This is a genomic window from Chromobacterium vaccinii (genome assembly GCF_001855275.1).
GTDB lineage: Bacteria > Pseudomonadota > Gammaproteobacteria > Burkholderiales > Chromobacteriaceae > Chromobacterium > Chromobacterium vaccinii.
Window position 1 is genome coordinate 702,851 of sequence record NZ_CP017707.1, and the last position, 18,060, is coordinate 720,910.

Annotated in this window: 16 protein-coding genes; 6 read left to right on the top strand and 10 right to left on the bottom strand. The window is 61.5% G+C overall.

What is annotated here, in order from left to right; translation table 11 throughout:
• Window positions 1-26 precede the first annotated feature (26 nt).
• Window positions 27-2,066 (top strand): site-specific recombinase, encoded by a 2,040-nt coding sequence (locus BKX93_RS03145; RefSeq protein ID WP_235429412.1) that lies wholly within the window; start codon window positions 27-29, stop codon window positions 2,064-2,066.
• A gap of 37 nt (window positions 2,067-2,103) precedes the next feature.
• Here the strand turns inward: BKX93_RS03145 and BKX93_RS03150 are convergent, their stop codons facing one another.
• Genes BKX93_RS03150 through BKX93_RS03160 form a run of 3 tightly spaced genes read right to left on the bottom strand, consistent with a single transcriptional unit; the run spans window position 2,104 to window position 5,680 of the window.
• Entirely contained in the window at window positions 2,104-3,711 is a 1,608-nt protein-coding gene (locus BKX93_RS03150) for a GMC family oxidoreductase (protein WP_046166760.1), read from the bottom strand.
• Window positions 3,708-4,250 (bottom strand): twin-arginine translocation signal domain-containing protein, encoded by a 543-nt coding sequence (locus tag BKX93_RS03155; protein ID WP_145929241.1) that lies wholly within the window; start codon window positions 4,248-4,250, stop codon window positions 3,708-3,710. Before BKX93_RS03155 ends, BKX93_RS03150 begins: the two co-directional genes overlap by 4 nt.
• Window positions 4,223-5,680, bottom strand: a complete 1,458-nt coding sequence (locus BKX93_RS03160) for a coniferyl aldehyde dehydrogenase (protein ID WP_046166762.1) — start codon at window positions 5,678-5,680, stop codon at window positions 4,223-4,225. The genes BKX93_RS03155 and BKX93_RS03160 overlap by 28 nt, the downstream gene beginning before the upstream one ends.
• A gap of 852 nt (window positions 5,681-6,532) precedes the next feature.
• On the opposite strand from BKX93_RS03160, the gene BKX93_RS03165 reads away from it, so the two are divergent.
• The 4 genes from BKX93_RS03165 (at window position 6,533) to BKX93_RS03175 (ending at window position 10,271) form a co-directional block, all read left to right on the top strand.
• A complete protein-coding gene (locus BKX93_RS03165) occupies window positions 6,533-7,498 on the top strand; it encodes a BON domain-containing protein (RefSeq protein WP_145929242.1) in 966 nt (321 codons plus the stop codon).
• A gap of 370 nt (window positions 7,499-7,868) precedes the next feature.
• Window positions 7,869-8,039 carry a CsbD family protein gene (locus BKX93_RS23540; RefSeq protein ID WP_082107046.1) on the top strand — a complete coding sequence of 57 codons (171 nt, stop codon included), beginning with the start codon at window positions 7,869-7,871 and terminating at the stop codon, window positions 8,037-8,039.
• A 96-nt stretch (window positions 8,040-8,135) separates the two neighbouring features.
• Window positions 8,136-8,957, top strand: coding sequence for a universal stress protein (locus tag BKX93_RS03170; protein WP_070978704.1), 822 nt, complete (start codon window positions 8,136-8,138; stop codon window positions 8,955-8,957).
• A gap of 33 nt (window positions 8,958-8,990) precedes the next feature.
• Window positions 8,991-10,271, top strand: coding sequence for an NRAMP family divalent metal transporter (locus BKX93_RS03175; RefSeq protein ID WP_200895981.1), 1,281 nt, complete (start codon window positions 8,991-8,993; stop codon window positions 10,269-10,271).
• 206 nt (window positions 10,272-10,477) lie between these two features.
• Here BKX93_RS03175 and BKX93_RS03180 read toward each other — a convergent pair whose 3' ends face one another.
• The 7 genes from BKX93_RS03180 to BKX93_RS03205 all read right to left on the bottom strand — a co-directional run bounded on the left by BKX93_RS03180 (window position 10,478) and on the right by BKX93_RS03205 (window position 16,378).
• The gene (locus BKX93_RS03180) at window positions 10,478-10,795 is read right to left on the bottom strand and encodes a chaperone modulator CbpM (RefSeq protein ID WP_070978705.1); all 318 of its coding nucleotides are present in this window, start codon (window positions 10,793-10,795) and stop codon (window positions 10,478-10,480) included.
• The gene (locus tag BKX93_RS03185; protein WP_046156831.1) at window positions 10,792-11,739 is read right to left on the bottom strand and encodes a DnaJ C-terminal domain-containing protein; all 948 of its coding nucleotides are present in this window, start codon (window positions 11,737-11,739) and stop codon (window positions 10,792-10,794) included. Before BKX93_RS03185 ends, BKX93_RS03180 begins: the two co-directional genes overlap by 4 nt.
• A gap of 109 nt (window positions 11,740-11,848) precedes the next feature.
• Entirely contained in the window at window positions 11,849-12,073 is a 225-nt protein-coding gene (locus BKX93_RS03190) for a lmo0937 family membrane protein (protein WP_070978706.1), read from the bottom strand.
• A 40-nt stretch (window positions 12,074-12,113) separates the two neighbouring features.
• Entirely contained in the window at window positions 12,114-12,947 is an 834-nt protein-coding gene (locus BKX93_RS03195) for a BON domain-containing protein (protein WP_070981672.1), read from the bottom strand.
• Between the two features lie 155 nt (window positions 12,948-13,102).
• Window positions 13,103-13,318 (bottom strand): hypothetical protein, encoded by a 216-nt coding sequence (locus BKX93_RS24455; protein WP_144410204.1) that lies wholly within the window; start codon window positions 13,316-13,318, stop codon window positions 13,103-13,105.
• Between the two features lie 264 nt (window positions 13,319-13,582).
• Window positions 13,583-15,673 (bottom strand): catalase, encoded by a 2,091-nt coding sequence (locus BKX93_RS03200; protein WP_046156828.1) that lies wholly within the window; start codon window positions 15,671-15,673, stop codon window positions 13,583-13,585.
• Between the two features lie 306 nt (window positions 15,674-15,979).
• The gene (locus tag BKX93_RS03205) at window positions 15,980-16,378 is read right to left on the bottom strand and encodes a PRC-barrel domain-containing protein (protein ID WP_046156827.1); all 399 of its coding nucleotides are present in this window, start codon (window positions 16,376-16,378) and stop codon (window positions 15,980-15,982) included.
• 257 nt (window positions 16,379-16,635) lie between these two features.
• Here BKX93_RS03205 and BKX93_RS03210 point away from each other — a divergent pair, with 257 nt between their 5' ends.
• Window positions 16,636-17,487 (top strand): alpha/beta fold hydrolase, encoded by an 852-nt coding sequence (locus tag BKX93_RS03210; protein ID WP_070978707.1) that lies wholly within the window; start codon window positions 16,636-16,638, stop codon window positions 17,485-17,487.
• Window positions 17,488-18,060: the final 573 nt, after the last annotated feature.

Below are 18,060 nucleotides of genomic sequence, written 5' to 3' on the forward strand. Positions count from 1 at the left end.
CCAGCGCGCGACCACTCTGGTAGAACATGACCGAACACACCGTTCCCGATCTGGAATCCTCTTTGCGCCGGCTGTGCGAAACGCCCGGCCAGACCGAAGCGCTGGCGGGGCTGATCGCCGCGCTGCGCCCCGGCGACCGCCAGCCGGCCCAACAAGCCACCGTCAATCTGCAGGCCTTGTCCTTCCTGCTCGAGCATCACGCCGAATTCCGCGAAGCCCTGCGCCAGGCGCTCTGCACCTTGCTGGCGGAAAGCCGGCAAATCCCGCTGTACACCGACGCCGGCATCCTGGCCAACGACGGTTTCGGCACCACGCTGCTGCACCGCCTGGGCGAGCGCGCGCTGCCCATGCCCTACAATCCCGATTCGCTGCGCGACCGCTTCGGCCTGCTGTTCTGCGACAAGCAGGACTATCTGTGGCTGGAAACCGTGCCCGACGCCACCTGGCACGCGCTGTGGCGGGCAATGGCCTGGCAGGAAGCGCCGCGGCAGGACAGCGAACGCCAGACCCGGCTGCAGCTGCTCGAGTCGGTGCAGGTGCTGTCCGCCCGCATCACCGCCATCGGTCTGGAGCCGGAGCTGGTGCGCGTCTGCCCCGAGGTGGAGCGTTTCGCATCCCCCTTCATGCATCTGAGCGCCGAGGTGCAGCGCTATGTCGATGGCTATCGCCAGGCGCTGACCGACGGCGTCGAGCCGCCCGAGGACGAGAAACAGGTGCTGGTGCTGCTGGACCAGTGCGAGGCCATCCTGGGCAAAGTCCGCAAAAACGCGGCCCGTTACGGCATCTCGGTCAACCTGACCTATCACGGCCTGCGGCTGGCGCAGAGCATCGCCCGGCTGCGCGCGCTGCTGGAGCTGCTGTCGCCCGGACACAACCCAGCCGAGCGCCCGCAGCTGTTCCAGCTGCTGGTGGATTTCGCCCGCGCGGAGAACCGCAAGTACAGCCTGCGCGATCTGTTCAAGTCCAACACCGAGCTGCTGGCCCTGCAGGTGACCGAGCACGCCGGCCGCCAGGGCGAGCACTACATCGCAGAAGACCGCAAGGAATGGTCGCAGATGGGCAAGGCGGCGATGGGCGCCGGCCTGCTCGTCGGCTTCATGGCGCTGATCAAGCTGATGCTGGCGCGCGGCCACTTGCCGCTGCTATGGGAAGGCATCGCCTTCGGCCTCAATTACGCGATCGGCTTCATCATCGTGCAGATCCTGCACTTCACCATCGCCACCAAGCAGCCGGCGATGACGGCTGCCCGGCTGGCTGCCGTGCTGCAAGCCCAATACGGCCGCAAGAAGCAGCTGGAAGAGCTGTCGGAGCTGATCGTCAAGGTGGTGCGCACGCAATTTGTCGCCATCATGGGCAACGTGCTGCTGGCCATTCCCACCGCGGCGCTGATCGCGCTGGCCTGGAACGCGCTGTTCGGCGCGCCGGTGGTGGACGCGGCCAAGGCGCAAAAGCTGCTGCACGAGATCGATCCGGTGCACAGCCTGGCGCTGCCGCACGCCGCCATCGCCGGGGTGTTCCTGTTCTTGTCGGGCCTGATCGCCGGCTACTACGACAACAAGGCGATCTACCGCCGCATACCGGAACGCATCGCCAATCACCGCCTGCTTAAGCGACTGCTGGGCGAAAACCGCGCCTGGCGGCTGGGCAGCTACATCGAGCACAATCTGGGGGCGCTGGCAGGCAATTTCTACTTCGGCATGTTCCTGGGCCTCACCGGCACCGTGGGCACGATACTGGGCCTGCCGCTGGACATCCGCCACATCACGTTCTCGTCGGCCAACCTGGCCTTCGCCAGCGTGTCGCTGGATTTCCAGGTGCCGCTGTCCGCCGTGCTGCTCGGTTGCGCCGGGGTGGCATTGATCGGCCTTGTCAACCTGGGGGTCAGCTTCTTCCTGGCGCTGTGGGTGGCGTTGCGCTCGCGCAAGCTGTCCGGTTCGCTGTTGCTGCCCTTGATCCCGATGCTGGCCAAGCGTTTCCTGCGCCGGCCGCTGAGCTTCTTCGTGCCGCCCCCCCTCCTGCCCGCTCCCGCCGCGGAAACGCCGCCGTTGGACGAAACCCGCGGATAAAGCAAGCTGCCGGCGGACGCAAACGCGCCCGCCGGACTCATCCCTTGGCCAGCTCCCTCGCCAAACGATCGGCGGCTCGCCAGGAAAAAGCGTAAATGGACAGCTGGGGATTGGCGCCGACGCTGGTCGGAAAAATCGAACCGTCCAGCACCGCGAGGTTTTGCCATTCCCAGTGATTGCCCCAGTCGTCCAGCACCGATCGGCCGGGATCATCGCCCATCGCCATGCCGCCCATCACGTGGGCGCTGACCAGCCTGGCCTGCAGCGCCTGCAAGGGCAAGCCTTCTATCATCTCCCTGGCCCGCCTCCAGCTCGACACCGGTTGCGCGCGCTCATGCAGCGGCATCGCCAGGCTGGCGCCGGCGGCGAACTGCAGCTCGGCCATCGCCAGCCAGCTGCGCCGCACGCCATCCCAGATCACGTCGTTGAGCGGGTAATCCAGCACCGGCGAACCATCGCCGCGCAGCTTCACCTCCCCGCCCCGGCTATCCGGATGAAAACCGTCGCGCAGCAAAGCCAATGTCGCGTGCAGATGCGGCAGTTGTTGCAAAAGCTGCAGTTGTTCGATGCCGAAGCCCGGAAAGGTGACGCTGGCGAGCAAGGGGTGGATGGGCGGCACTTCCAGCTTGAAGCCCAGCGGCCCGTCCAGCGGCTGGGTATGCATGTAGTGGTCGGAGTAAACCGTTTGCGGCGCGCCATTGTAAGGCTCCACCATTTCCGGCATCAGCGCCGCGCTCAGCGCCACCGGATGCAAAAAGGTGCGCTTGCCGGTCTGGCCGGCGGCATCCGCCAGACCGCTGCGCAGCATGATGGCCGGCGTGCCGATGGCGCCCGCGGCCAGCACCACCTGCCGCGCCCGCACGCTGAAGCGGCGGCCGGTCGGCGTGTTGCCGTCGGCGCCGAGCAGGCTGCCCTGAATGGACGCGATGCGCTTGCCGCCCGGGTCCGCCAGCAGCCTGTCCACGCGCGCCCGGCACAGCAGTCTGGCGCCATGGGACAAGGCATCGGGAATGCAGGTGACCAGCATCGACTGCTTGGCGTTGGTGGGGCAGCCCATGCCGCAATAGCCCAGGTTCCAGCAGCCCTTCACATTGCGCGCGATCCGGGCGTGCCGCAGGCCCAGCGCCTGGCAGCCGCGCTCCAGCACCAGATTGTTGCCGTTGGGCTCGGCCTGCCACGGCCCGATGCCCAGCCGCTGCTCCGCCTTGTCGAACCATGGGCGCATGCCTTCGGCCGACAAGGTCGCCAACCCGTGGCTTTCCTGCCACCACAGCAAGGTGTCCGGCGGCGTCCGGAAGCTGCTGGTCCAGTTGACCGTGGTGCCGCCCCCGACCGTCCGCCCCTGCAAGACGGTGATGCCCTTGTCCAGCGTCTGCCGGCTGGCGGACTCCTGGTACAGCTCCGGATAGGCCTTGGCCTCCAGCAAGCGAAAGTCGCTGGAGCTGTATAATCCACCCTCCTCCAGCAGCAACACCTTCAACCCGGCCCGGCTGAGCACCTCCGCCGCGATGCCGCCTCCGGCGCCGCTGCCGATGATCGCCACATCGGCCTCCAGCGACAGGTCCTTGTCTTGCCTGGCTCCATCGAACACCTTCCAGCCGCTTGCCAATCCCGCCCGGACAGGATCGGGTATCTTGCCGGTCAAGGCAGCATCTCCATCACCGCCGCAGGCTGCCGGTAGCCCAGCGCGGCCCAGCTGGCCGGATTGCCGTACCAACCGGCATGAATCAGCCGGTGCAGGCCTTGGTAGGCGCTGCATTGCAAGGCAAAGCGGCTCTCGCGCCAACGCTGCAGGAATTGCGCCAATTCCTGCGAGGAGGCCAGTTGCCAGGGAGAGCGCACGCCGGCCAGCCAGCGCCGCGCCCAGCGGTTGCCCAGGAGATCGAACAGCTGGCGCACTTCGCGCTGCGTCGCGGACGGCAGACCCGCCACGGCCCGATCCACCCCCGCCGCCACGCTGGAGGCGGGAACACCGGGCAAACCCAGCAGCACCGGCGCCAGCGCGGCGACGATCTGCGCGTCCAGCGGCGTCAGCCATTCCAGTTTTCCGCCTGCCGAGGGACGAGGATCGGCCGCCGGCTCCGCCCAATAGCCCGCCAGCAACAGGGCGGCGCTTCCCAGCGCGCCCGCCTGCAGAAATTGGCGACGACTGGCCATCAACGCAGCATCAGTTTCAGCAGCCATTCCACCGCCGCGCCGTAGGGCGGACGCGTCAGCCAGACGCCGGACAAACGGCTCTGGCGGAATACCGGCTTGAGTTTGGAAAAGGTCAGGAAGCCTTCGCGGCCGTGGTAATGGCCCATGCCGGATGGCCCTACGCCGCCGAATGGCAGATCTTCCTGCACCACGTGCAACAGCGTGTCATTGATGCTGACTCCGCCGGAAATCGTCTCCTGCAGCACCCGGTCGATGCGCAATGGGTCGTCATCGAACAGATACAGCGCCAGCGGCCTCGGCCGGGCGTTCACATAAGCCAGCGCCTCGTCGAACTTGTCGTAAGCCACCACCGGCAGGATCGGGCCGAAGATTTCCTCCTGCATCAGCGCGCAATCCTCCGGGCAGCGCTGCACCAGGGTCAACGGCAGCTTGCGGAGCGCGGCCAGTTCCTCGCCGGCTGGATTGATCTCGTCGATGCGGGCGCCGGCCTCGCGCGCGCCCTCCAGCCAGCCCCGCAAACGCTGGTAATGCCTGTCGTTGACGATGGCGCTGTAATCGGGGTTGTTCGCCAGGGTGGGATAAGCGCGCTTGGCGGCCTCACGCACCTCGTCCAGCAGCAACGCGCAATCCTTGTCGTTGACCAACACGTAATCCGGCGCCACGCAGGTCTGGCCGGCGTTCATCATCTTGCCGGCGACGATGGCCTCCGCCGCGCGCTTCAAATTGGCGCCGCGCGCCACCAGCGCCGGCGATTTGCCGCCCAGCTCCAGCGTCACCGGGGTCAGGTTTTCCGCCGCGGCGCGCATCACATGACGCCCCACCGCGGTGGAGCCGGTGAACAACAAGTGGTCGAACGGCAGCCGGACGAAGGCCTGGGCCAGTTCCGGTCCGCCATTCACCACAGCCAGCAGATCATCGCCGAAATACTGGCGCGCCAGCCGCTGCAGCAGCTCGCCGGTGGCCGGCGTGTATTCGGACATCTTCACCATCACCCTGTTGCCGGCCGCCAGCGCCGCGGTGATCGGCCCGAAAGCCAGGAACAGCGGGTAGTTCCACGGCACCACCACGCCCACCACGCCCAGCGGCTGCGGGTGCACGCTGGCGCCGGCCGGCGCGAACCAGAACGAAACCCCGCGCCGCCGCGGCTTCATCCAGCCTTTCAAATGGCGGCGGGCGTGGCGCACACCCTCCAACGACGGAAACAGCTCGGCCAGGCGGGTTTCCACGCTGCTGCGCTGGCCGAAGTCGCGGTTCACCGCATCCACCAACGCTTGGCGATTTTCCTGGATCAGGCGCTCCAGCGCTTTCAGCCAGGAGCAGCGCATTTCGAGTGTGGGGGACCGCTCGGCCTGGGCCTGGATTGTGAGCCGGTTGAAGGCCTCAAGCAGCGCCTTCTCCTCCGGCAAAGACACTTTACTGACATCTGCACCATCGCGAACCTCGCGGACGCTTAACATGAATTTCCCTTTATTATTTGATTTCAGCGACTTGGGACCGCCAGCAAACCCTTGCAGCGCACCGAACCAAGGCCCGCCGATACAGACAAGTACAAGCCGTACGGCAAGGAGTCGCGTCGCAGGATTGGGGACGGCGGCGCTTAACCGAACCTGCCGCCGCAGACCTTGTCGGCCAGCCTTCCTCTCGCGATTGCCGCCGGCAGGACTGTTCGCCAGAGTTGAACTTCCTTCAGTCAAGCCACTCCCCAATGTCATCATACTTGGACACAGCCTTCAAGTACCCGCCAGCCCCGCTCCACTGGCATTTCCGCCCGGCCAGAAGTTAGCCCAGAGGCAGACAGGATTGGCATGCTGCGTGACCTGCCCGCGGCTACCAAACTGCCGGTCCAACAGGTCAAGCGAGCGGCACAATGCAAGATTCAGACTATCCGCTCGGTAGCGCACCGACAACCGCTCCCTCGAACCGCCACAGTATGAGTGTCGGCCGCTTGGCCATTCCGCTTGGCGCCGCGCACTGTAAAGGCAGGTCCGCCATGAACAAGCTCAATCCATCGTCCAGTCATCTCCATGCAGTCAAACAGGTCGACCAAAGGCAGAAAACCTCAGCGGCGAACCTGAAACCCGAGATGGAAACCCCGAGCCCGCCACGCCCGGCTGGCGCCCTGGACCCGCGCCCCCAAATCACCAAGGCGCCGGCCTCGTACGAAACGTCGGTCAGTGAAAATAGCAGTTGCTATCCTCTGCCAAAGTACTGAGTCGGGAGCAAAGCTTCCCAGGTTTGGACGGATAACCTGCGGGCACACATCCGTCGCACCTTTGGCATATGCCGCATTTCTCTATCGGGAGGCGCTGATGGAACGCTGTCGCAGAAATACCCTTCCTCTTGCCAAGATATCCCTGTTGGTTTGGAGCCTGGGCAGCAATATCGCCATTGCCGCCCTCCCCCCGCAGAACCTCACGGACGCCAGGCAAGAGGCTCAGATCGCCAAGACATATGCCTTGAATCCCTATTTTCGTTTCTGCAGGCTCAAGGTGTCTGTTTCTCGGGGGACGGCCCACATATCCGGCGATGTAGAAAACGATATCAATCGCGATCTGGCATTGGACATTGCGCGTGGCGTGAACGGCATCAATATTGTCAAAAGCAACATCGTGATCAGCGACCATCTCAATACGCAACCCCTGGCTCCTGCAAGCACCGCAATCGACGACGCCACCATCACCCTCACAATCAGATCCAAGCTGTATTGGAGCCAGACAACCGATGGTTTGCCTATCGCGGTGGAAACCGAACAGGGCAGAGTCATCCTGAGAGGCAACGTCGACAAGGCTGCCGCCAGAATTTTTGCCGGAACTTTGGCGCTCAGCACTCGCGGCGTGGCCGCGGTGGACAACCGGCTGGTTGTCAATGGCAAGGCCGCTGCGATCCGGGAGTACGAAACCGAACCAAACGGCGGCATCAATGCCTCGCTTTCCGATAACTGGATCACGGCTCGAGTCAAAACCGCCTTCCTGTACTCCGTCGGCATTTTCAAAGAAAATATTGAAGTCAGGACACTGAGTGGAACTGTCATTTTAAGCGGCGCCCTCGACACCGAAGCGGAACGGAACTTGGCCATTGAACTGGCGCGGCATACCCGCGGCGTTGAGCATGTTCATGCTGAGGAATTGACATTTCAGCAATCGACAGCCCCGCGTATGGCTAATCACCCAAACAAAAAGAACACCAGCATCCTCCATGTCGACTTAAAACCCGCCGCTCGCACTCCGGCATCTTTAACTGGGCCATCCTTCTGTTGCCAAGTTAATATTCAATAGCCCCCTAAATTAACTCGCAATTGAATCAGTCAAAAATTTTCGCCGGGCCACTCAAGCAAGGCATCTCATGCAGACAGCATTCTCCGCACGACAATGATGCAGCCACCGGAGCAATGGTTTTAATCATGGATTTGAATGCTGCCAATCCATCGGCAATCGAATTTCACTCGCCAGCCATTCGTCCCTGATTCAGCCTTGGCCGTACATAACAATCTACTGAGAAATCAAAATCGGCCACATCATCCCCACCGAAAATATGTGCGCTGCCGCACATACTTTTTCTTGGCAACAGCCTATTCTCCTGCCGTGCTGCAGAGAAACGCTTATCGCGCGCAGCCATGCAATCTAGTTTAACCGACTGGAGAAAACCATGAACAAGGATCAGATCAAGGGAAAACTCAAGGAAGTTGCCGGCACCGTAAAGGAAGCCGCGGGCAAGGTCGTGCACAACAAGGGCCTTGAAGAAAGAGGCCGCCAGGAGAAAATCCTTGGCAAAGCCCAATCTGACGTGGGCAAGCTGAAAGAAGACCTCAAGAAATAATCGGCCGCATACTCTCTACGTTTCAGACCTCCATGACTGGAACAACAAGTCCAGAATGCGAGGGATATAATCCTTTTTGATTCAGGAATCCCAGCCATGCTGCGCGATCTATTGGTACATGTGGACGGAAGCTTGGCGGGTCGGACCCGGGTGCAGCTTGCGGTCAAGCTGGCTGCCTGCACCGGAGCCAAGCTCAGCGGAATTCACGTCACGCCGCCAATAGAGGTTCCCTCGCGCGTCAGACCCACCGGCATCGCGGACATGACTGCCTATTTTTCCGCCATGCAGACAGTGGAATCTCAAGCGGCGGCGGATACATTCGAGGGCGCCGTCCTGGGACATCTGGCCGATGCAGGCTGGTCCGAGGTTCAGGGCGATGTCGCGCAAAGCATTTGCGACCATGCCCGCTACACCGATCTGGTCATCCTTGGTCAATACGAATGGCAAGGCACGCCGGCAAGCCACCCGCTGCCGATAGCCCACACCGTCGTGGTGCGTTGCGGCCGGCCGGTTCTGGTGGTGCCTGCCGAGACATCAATCAAAGCGTTCGATCATATTGCGCTGGCCTGGGATGGCAGCCGAGAAGCGGTGCGGGCACTCCACGACGCCCTGCCGCTTTTATGCCGAGCACGTTCGGTCGAGATCATCAAAATCCTGTCCTCGACCACTTCCTGCAACGCAGACGACGAACGTCTACGGGAACATCTAGGCAGACACAGGCTAGCCCACCGGGCAGATAGCCTGCTGATAACCAGCACCCAAGACCATGACACTTTGCGGCATCAGATAGAACAAGGCGCATATGATTTTCTTGTCATGGGCGGCTACTCGCACCCGATGTGGATGGAATTCATTTTTGGCGGCGCCACGCAATCGCTGCTGCTTTCGGCAAAAATTCCGGTGCTTGTTTCCCATTAGGCTTAAGGCGCCATGACAAACAGGAAAGCGGCGTTGACAAAAACTTTGCGGCTCTTCTGGCGCCGAATCAAGGCGCATCCGCTGGCACGGATCGGCCCGGGGTTGATCACCGGCGTGGCGGACGACGACCCAAGCGGCATCGCCACCTACTCCCAGGCAGGCGCGCAATACGGCCTCAACATGCTTTGGACCATGCCGCTTGCCTTTCCACTGATGGCAGCCGTGCAATCGATGTGCGCCAATATCGGCCGCGTCACCGGCAAAGGCCTTGCAGCCAACATCAAGGATGCCTTTCCGCCCATGGTGCTGCGGGTAGTGGTGCTGCTGCTGTTGATCGCCAACATTCTGAACATTGCGGCCGACGTCGCCGCGATGGGAGAGGTTTCGGAACTGATCACCGGCCTGAACCGCCATCTGATGACCGCCGGCTTCGTATTTGGCATCCTGCTGCAACAGATGTTCATTCCCTACCATCGCTACGTTTTTTTCCTCAAGTGGCTTACCCTCTCGCTGCTGGCCTACACGGCCATCCTGTTCACCGTTCATGTGCCATGGGGAGAGGTCGCCCTACGCACAGTCTGGCCCCGGTTCAAACCCGACGCCAATGCCGCGGCGGTGGTGGTGGCTGTGTTCGGCACCACCATCAGCCCTTACCTGTTTTTCTGGCAGGCATCGGAAGAGGTTGAGGAAATGCTCGCCATCAAGGGCAGCATCGCGCTGATCCGGGACAAGCGGGCCGCTGCGCCGGAGCTGCGCCGCATACGCTGGGACACTTGGAGCGGCATGCTCTACTCCGACATCACCGCTTACTTCATCATGTTGGCTACGGCCGTCACGTTGCATACTGCAGGCATCACCCATATCAATACCGCCAGCCAAGCCGCCAACGCCTTGCGTCCGCTAGCTGGCGATGCCGCCTACCTGCTGTTTGCCTTGGGCATTATCGGCGTGGGTCTGATTGGCGTGCCGGTTCTGGCCGGCTCTGGAGCGTACGCGGTATCCGAAGTGATGGGCTGGAAGGAAGGGCTGGAGCGCAAGGTGCGCGACGCGCATGGCTTCTACAGCATCATTGCCGTCAGCATGCTGCTGGGGCTGGGCATCCAGTATTCACCGATCAGCCCAATGCGGGCGCTATTCTGGAGCGCCGTCATCAACGGTGTGGTTGCCGTGCCGCTGATGGTGGTGATCATCATCATAGTTTCCAAAAAATCGGTGATGGGTTCCTTCACTGCCAGCAAGCCCCTGACCATCCTGGCCTGGATCGCAACGCTGGTGATGGGCGCGGCGGTGGTTCGCATGCTGATGCCCGGCTAGGGCCGATTGGCGCTGCGTATCCCGGCGAAGCCGTTCAATGCAAAAGGACTCTGATGCCGAGCGTTGTGGCCTCAACGCCAACCCGGCGCCGCCGCAGTGAACGGCTTGGCGAGGAAGCTCCCGTGGCCGATGCCACCGATGCTTCGCTTGTCCCCAAAAGAATCCTCTCCCGGATAGCGCTGGGCCTCCGGATCATGTGAGCCAACTCACCGGATGCCGGCGCGGTCCAGCCGGGCCCGCAAGGTCGCCAGCTCATCCAGCAGATCCAGAGCCAACGCCACCCCGGCTGGATTGATCTCCAGATCGCGTGACAGACGCCAGGCCGTCCGCGCCCGCCGCAGCGCATCGCCGCGAAAACGCCAACTTTGCGGAGAGTCTCCCCACGGATTCAACACGCCTTCCAATACCCAGCTGATGATAAGCGTCTCTTCGGCATGGCTGGCCTGGCAGAGCTCAAGCAGCGTCAGATCCACCTGTTCTTCCACCACAAAAACCTGGGGCAATGCGAGAGGATCCTGATTCATGACGCCTGTCCTTTCAGCGCATCGCGCGGGTTGAAGTCGAAGGCATCCGCCATCGCCTGGTAGGCCGCGCGATCACGCTCATCAACAACAGGAGGCAAGGCGATTTTCAACGCCACATATAAATCGCCGGGCGTTGCGCCGGGTATGCCGCGACCCTTCATCCGCAACTGCTTGCCCGCCGCCGCGCCCGGCGGAATCTTCAACTGGACCGGGCCTTCGGGCGTTGGCGTTTCCACCACGGCGCCCAGCGCCGCCTCCCAGGGCGACACCGGCAACTCCAGAAACACATCCCGGCCCTCCGCCCGAAACAGCGGATGGCGCTTGAATTCTATCTCCAGGTACAAGTCTCCCGCGAGGCCACCGCCCAGAGCCGGCCCTCCCTGGCCCGCCAGACGAAGATGCTGGCCCGCGCGTATGCCTTTGGGAATCGCGACGGCCAGCGTGCGCGTCTGCAGCGCGACGCGGCCTTGGGCATCCTGCACCGGCATGCGCAACTCCATGCTGCGCTCGCAGCCGCGGTAAGCGTCCTCCAGATCGATCAACACCTTGGCGTGATGATCCTGACCGGCGCCATGAGCATGACGATGCGGCCCGCCGCGCGCGCCCCGGCCAAACAGGGCCTCGAACACATCGCCAGGATCGGCGCCGGCCCCTGAGCCAAAGTCGCCTCCGCTGAATTCGAAACCAGCGTCCCAACCCGGCGGCGGCTGGAAATCCTGCCCGTCTTTCCATTCGCGGCCCATTAGATCGTAGGCCGCCCGTTTCTCGGGATCCTTCAGCACCGCATAGGCCTCGCCCAACTCCTTGAAACGCGCCTCTGCATCCGGCGCCTTGCTCACATCCGGATGGAATTTCCGCGCCAGCTTGCGATACGCCCGTTTGACGTCTTCCTGAGCGGAATCGCGCGGGATGTCCAGGATTGCGTAATAATCATGGAACTTCATGGCCGCGGACTCGCGATGCGGGGCCGTCCAGGCCAGTCACCCTTGCCCGACTCGGCAAAGCACAATACGGCATAACCTGCTCCTTCATGCGCCACGCGTCCATTCCAACCTATAGCGGCCTGCCCTGGATAAAGCGCACCAGTATCGCCACGATTGCCAGCAACAAAAGGATGTGAATCAATCCGCCCATCGTGAAGGCCGTCAACAAGCCCAAGGCCCACAAGATCAACAGCAAGACAATGATCATTTCCAACATGGCGCTCTCCCCGGCGGGCATCCCAACAATAATCGGCATCGGCGCCGGATCAGGTCCGCGCGCCAGAATGCCCGCCATCCATCCAAATCCTTGAGCTTGGCCAACATGAAAGCCCAAGCTATTGGTCCGTGGCGCTGAAAACCAGATTGGCCGCCTTGACACTTTTAACGCCACGGACATTCTGCGCCAGCTCAATGGCAAGCGCCCGCTCCGCCCCCGTCTCCACCATGCCTCGCAAGGTCACCACGCCATGAAGCGTACTGACGGCAATATTGGATCCGGCGACATTGTTGGAATAGAGAAAGGTTGACTTGACCTTTGTCGTGATCCAGCTATCGGACAGCTCGGTGCGTACGCTCTCCTGGGTATCATCAATCGCGGCTGCCGACGTCTTTCCATTGACCTGCAGCTGATTGTCGACCGATTCCACGCCGCGCGTGCTCAAAGCCAATTGGCCGGCGAAATTCCGGGATGACAGGCTGTCTGCCGTCCCCCGCAATACGACATGCCCCCGCTCCGTTTTCACCGTGATCGGCAGCCTTTCCGTACGCTGGCTCCAGTACAGCTTGGACTTGATCGAAGCGGTAATGGTGCTATCGTCAATTGCCTCACCGGTATAGGCCGAGGCTTGAGGGTCCTGATTGCTCTGGATCACAATCTGGTTTTCCACCCGAGTCACACCGCTGACGCCCAACGCGATCTCCTTTGCCAGATCGCGGTTGACATCGTCCTCGACGTTGCCGGACAAGGTAGCGGTGCCTTGCGCCACTGCCACCTTGAGGTTGTTGTGGCGCAAATAGGGGTTCAAGGCATATATCGTCGCGATTTGGGCTTCCTGCCTCGCATCGAGAACCTCCTGCGAACGGGCGTCGGCGCGCGCCTGACCGCATCCCGCAATTATCGCCAGAGGGATGGCGGCGCTCAGCGCAAGATTTCTGGAAGAGAGTTTCATGTGCTTCTCCATGGTGGCGTGGCTCAGCCCACAGGCATGGATTGAAGACCGAATCAGGCGTGGGGCTTTGATCATTTCACCGCAGTACCGCTGATTTGCTGCCTTCGACAATGCGCATGCCGCGTCAGACGCTCATCCCGAGCGTCGCTCAATCATCAGTCAGCTAACGGTCCATCAGCCTCATGGGCCTGTAAATCATGCACCAGCGGTTCGTCATTCGGGTCGCTTGCCAGCGGGTCGGAATAAAGAGGATCCTCGGGACGCGGTGTCGATCTGCGTTCGGGTAAATGCTTGCCTGGTAAGGGATTGTTATCTTGCTCGGCCTTTCGAGAAAGGTCGCTGTCGGTATCCTGCTGCTCAAGAGGGTTCATGATCATGCTCCGATGAGGCCGGCCTCCCGCGATATTGCAAAACGTCGGCATCCACAGCATGCCGATGCAGCCGAGCCTTGTCGGTACGCTATCCAACAAAGAGTTGACGTGGGTAGGTGTTCAGGCTTGCAAGCACTGAAACTGCCGCGCGATCCAAGGCCGGCCCTGTGGCCATGTCGAACATGGCCATCCCATAACGAGTCGGCGCGCCAATATCCACGATGACAGGCACTTCGGCCCCATCCCAATCGCTGCGCGCGTGTTTCAAGCCAAAAAGCGCAGCGTCTTTTCACGCGCCCATTGCCGCGTCTTCGCCATCGCGATGAAGCCCGGAATATTGTCGATAGCGACGACACCAGCATCCAGCTCCACTCCAGCCATCCGCAGCAAGCGCAGGCCGCCGCCATCGACCGCCAACGCCTTGAGATGAGCCATGGCATCTCGGACAAAATCCAAGGCGGCAACATCCTGCGCCAACCTCTCCGCAGCGTCCTCCGCCAGCACAATGGCCACGGCATCGAAAATCGCCGATGGCGTACCGGCCAATTGACCATCCACCTTCAACAAAAAATCGTTCGAAAGCGGAACCAGTCCGACCGTAACCGCGACGATCCTGATGCTGGCCCCGGCCTCCCTCACTGCCAGGCTGAGTGCGTCGACTGCGGCGGCATCGCTCCCGCTCGCCACCAACATCCCGACACACCGCCCCTCCAGGCTGCGCTTCATCTTGCCTATGATCTGCAAGGCAGAGGACGGCGCATAGTCGCGAACCGGTTCCGCCAACGGCGGCACCGGCAATTCCATAAAGCCCAGGCCATCGGCCACGCGCCGCGCCAATTCCTCATCAATGTGGCGCAAATGCCCAACCATCGCCTGGCGCACATGCAAGTGCTCGACTTTGGAAAGCTCAAACACCAGAGCCGAAGCGATATGAGCCTGCTCATAATCGGTCTGACTGAGATAGAACAGCCGTGCCTGGCTGTAGTGGTCGGCAAAACTGCTGGCGCGAAGTCTGCCTTTGTCGCCACACTCACTGATTTCTGCGGACTGAAACCCGGTGGAGAACACCTCGCGCGCCGAGTCGCTCTCCAGCGTGCTGGGCTCATACGCCACCCGACCGCGCGGCACCGACATTTGCATATGGCCATCGCGCTGCTGATTGGCAAACGGGCAGTGCGGCATATTGACCGGAAGCTGATGAAAATTGACCGATCCCAGCCGCGACAGCTGAGTATCCAGATAGGAAAACAGCCGTCCCTGCAATAAGGGATCATTAGAAAAGTCGATTCCGGGCACCAGATGCGATGGACAGAAGGCAATCTGTTCGGTTTCGGCGAAAAAATTGTCAGGCCAGCGATCGAGCACCAGCCGGCCAATCGGCAGCAGCGGCACCAGCTCTTCAGGAATCAGCTTGGTGGCGTCGAGGTGATCGAAGGGAAATTGGTCGGCCTGCTCCTGGGTGAACAACTGCACGGAGAATTCCCACTCGGGGAAACCGCCGGCGCGGATGGCCTCGAACAAGTCGCGGCGATGGAAATCGGGGTCGGCCCCAGCGATCTTGCAGGCTTCGTCCCAGAGGGTCGATTGCAGTCCTAGCGCGGGCCGCCAATGAAACTTGACGAAAGTGGACTGGCCTTCCGCATTGATCAGCCGAAAACTGTGGATGCCAAAGCCTTCTATCATGCGCAGCGAGCGCGGCAGCGTGCGGTCGGACATGATCCACATCACCATGTGCATGGACTCTGGCGTCAGCGAGATGAAATCCCAGAAAGTGTCGTGCGCGGTGGCCGCTTGCGGAAAGCCGCGATCCGGCTCCATCTTGATCGCATGGACCAGGTCGGGAAATTTGATCGCGTCTTGAATGAAGAAAACCGGAATATTGTTGCCGACCAGATCCCAATTGCCTTGCCGTGTGTAGAACTTGATGGCGAAGCCGCGTACATCCCGCGGCGTGTCCGCCGAACCAGAGCCGCCGGCCACGGTGGAAATACGGGCGAATAGCGGCGTCCGCTCCCCGAGTTCGGTCAGGATCTTCGCCGTGGTATGGGCTTTAAGCGAGTGGGTCAATTCAAAGTAGCCATGGGCGCCGGTGCCGCGGGCATGAACGATGCGTTCGGGAATGCGCTCATGATCGAAATGGTTGATCTTCTCGCGGAGGATGAAGTCTTCCAGCAATGATGGGCCATGCAGATTGGCGCGCAATGAGTTCTGGTTGTCTGAAACAGACAATCCCTGATTGGTCTTGAGCGCGGGGTGCGTCCCTTGCGCGTATTGGTGGAGCTCCCCGCCGTCGCCGGCGTATCCATCTGAAATGGCGCCCAGCGAGGCTCGCTCTGTGGATTTCCGCTTGCTCATGTTCAATCACCTGGCAGCTGCAGTGCGCCGCGTTTAACGGCATTAACAGGCCTCAGAGCCTGGTCAAGGTCTCGCGAGCCAAGGCGAAAACGGCTGAAGAAGCGGAATGTACATAGAGGATGCATGCACATTCTGAAGCTGTTTTTAACGCCATATCGCCGACGCGCAGCAGACATTGAATAAGACTCTTAGAGCCGCTGCTAACAAAACCCAGCGAAGTGTCTGAGGCAAGGCGCGCCGACGCAGGCAGTACAAGTAGTACGACAAGTCGGCGCAACGCGGCATCAGGGGTTTTGTTAGCGAGACTTAGTCCAGCCCGCCGCCATAATCGCCATCGCTTACGGGGAGACCCTGATCTGGCGATCGCCTCCGGCTACCCTCCGGAATGGGCCTGAGTTTCATTTTCTCCACATTCAGCACGAAGCGTTTGTGAGCCGGGTCGAACATGAAGGCGCGCCATGGCGCATTGAAAAGCGTCTCGTTGATGCTGGGATGGCCGATGGACAGCACCACACGAGCGACTCGGCCGCTTTGCATGTCGAGCATGATCTCCTTGACCACGCCGACAAACTCATTCTTCTGGCTATAGACATCGCTGCCGAGAAGGGCATCGGCGCCTACCAGTCCTGGCGCGGCCTCGGCCAAGGAGCCGAACTTTTCCCTCGGCCGGTACATGCCATAAATATCCCGCTCTGTGTAATCCATGCTCGCCTCCTTGCCGCGGCCTTCCAGAAAACGGAACCCTCGGTTTCAGGGCAACCTTAGCCAGACGAGTGGATGCCGTCTGTTCGGTAACACACCCAGAGCGGCGCGACGCACTACTCTCCCCGGCCATCCAGTTGGCCAACTGCGTGCGGCAACGCACAGACCGGCGGATAAGGCCGAGACTAAAACGATAAAGGCCGAGACCTGATTGCGATCGGCATACCTGCCCGCCACCGCCACCATCCGAAGGAAAGATCATGAACCACATCATCACCAAAGACGGCGTCAGGCTGCATGTCAAAGTCTGGGGAGCCGGCCGCCCTGTCATCATGGCGCATGGCTGGCCCTTGTCCGCCGACAGTTTCGATGACCTGGCGATGGCCATCGCCGATGCGGGGATGCGCGCCATCCGATATGACCGCCGGGGATTCGGCCACTCAGACCAGCCTTGGAGCGGCTACGATTACGACACGCTGGCCGACGATATGGCCGCCGTCATCGAGCAGACCTTTGCCCAAGACGCCGCGCTGCTGGGCTTTTCGATGGGCGGCGGCGAAGTGGCCCGCTACCTGTCTCGCTATGGCGGCCAGCAGGTGACGCAGGCGGTACTGATCTCCTCCATCCTGCCTTTCATCCTCAAGACCGACACGAATCCCGACGGGGTGGAGCAGTATGTATTCGACCAAATAGAAGCCGACCTCAAAACCGACCGCGCGCAGTTCTGGACCGGCTTTTTCAAGGATTTCTTCGGCATCGGCCTGACTTCCCATCCGGCAAGCAAAGAGGCCATCGAGTGGTCGCGCGTCGTCGCCATGCAGGCTGGCCTGAAGCCAACCCTGGCCTGCGTCCACGCTTTTTCCAGCACTGACTTCCGGCCGGACCTCGCCAGCTTCACCATGCCCACGCTGGTGATCCACGGCAACGCCGATAAGATCGTCCCCATAGAAAAGAGCAGCCGCAAGACGGCCAAGTCGATCGCCCAGGCAACCATGATCGAATACGATGGCGCGCCGCATGGCCTCCTGGTCAGCCACAAGGACAGGTTGATCAAGGATGTGGTCGGTTTTCTCATCGAGGGGCCAAGATGGCAGGACCGCTTCAAGAATTAAGCGTCCGCAAGCAGAGCGTGGATGACCCCGAATCTAAACGCTCTCGGCATGCCTGCGTCGCAATTCATGCAAGCAAGCGCTGCGGGGTGCCGTCCAGCGCTTGCTGCCTTCCTGAGTGGGAATCTATGGCCTGCAAGATATCTGCCTCTCCAATCAGGATACGGAAACCCAGCCAACCGCCAGTGTGCAGGCCTTCAAGAAGAAGATTCTCGCAATCGATGCCGTTGGCTTCGCTACGCCAGATCCATCCGGCTTGCTGAAAACGCCATCGATTGCGCCCCAGGCCTTTTGGCGATAGCGCCTGGGCAGACAAGCCGGCGGCAGGCGATGCGAGCTGCCTCTGGATGGTTCGGTTCCACTCGGGCCCGGCACCGCCTTAGGCAGGTCTTTGTCACGCTAAACATGCGGGCGTTGATTCAACATGCTGCCCTGGCATTCAATCTGCAAAGCCAGTTGTTGGTAGATGCAATCAGCCGGCAGCGAATACAGGAGCTGCTGGAAAATCTGGCAGTCTGGGCCCGAAAGCTGCAAGCGGATAGTTGAAACAACCACCTGGCATGCCTACCCCTGCGT

Coding starts and splice junctions, on each gene's coding strand:
- BKX93_RS03145 (WP_235429412.1), top strand. CDS start 27: ATGACCGAACACACCGTTCCCGATCTGGAATCCTCTTTGCGCCGGCTG.
- BKX93_RS03155 (WP_145929241.1), bottom strand. CDS start 4,250: ATGGCTGCTGAAACTGATGCTGCGTTGATGGCCAGTCGTCGCCAATTT.
- BKX93_RS03160 (WP_046166762.1), bottom strand. CDS start 5,680: ATGTTAAGCGTCCGCGAGGTTCGCGATGGTGCAGATGTCAGTAAAGTG.
- BKX93_RS03165 (WP_145929242.1), top strand. CDS start 6,533: ATGGAACGCTGTCGCAGAAATACCCTTCCTCTTGCCAAGATATCCCTG.
- BKX93_RS23540 (WP_082107046.1), top strand. CDS start 7,869: ATGAACAAGGATCAGATCAAGGGAAAACTCAAGGAAGTTGCCGGCACC.
- BKX93_RS03170 (WP_070978704.1), top strand. CDS start 8,136: ATGCTGCGCGATCTATTGGTACATGTGGACGGAAGCTTGGCGGGTCGG.
- BKX93_RS03180 (WP_070978705.1), bottom strand. CDS start 10,795: ATGAATCAGGATCCTCTCGCATTGCCCCAGGTTTTTGTGGTGGAAGAA.
- BKX93_RS03185 (WP_046156831.1), bottom strand. CDS start 11,739: ATGAAGTTCCATGATTATTACGCAATCCTGGACATCCCGCGCGATTCC.
- BKX93_RS03190 (WP_070978706.1), bottom strand. CDS start 12,073: ATGGCGGGCATTCTGGCGCGCGGACCTGATCCGGCGCCGATGCCGATT.
- BKX93_RS03195 (WP_070981672.1), bottom strand. CDS start 12,947: ATGAAACTCTCTTCCAGAAATCTTGCGCTGAGCGCCGCCATCCCTCTG.
- BKX93_RS24455 (WP_144410204.1), bottom strand. CDS start 13,318: ATGAACCCTCTTGAGCAGCAGGATACCGACAGCGACCTTTCTCGAAAG.
- BKX93_RS03200 (WP_046156828.1), bottom strand. CDS start 15,673: ATGAGCAAGCGGAAATCCACAGAGCGAGCCTCGCTGGGCGCCATTTCA.
- BKX93_RS03205 (WP_046156827.1), bottom strand. CDS start 16,378: ATGGATTACACAGAGCGGGATATTTATGGCATGTACCGGCCGAGGGAA.
- BKX93_RS03210 (WP_070978707.1), top strand. CDS start 16,636: ATGAACCACATCATCACCAAAGACGGCGTCAGGCTGCATGTCAAAGTC.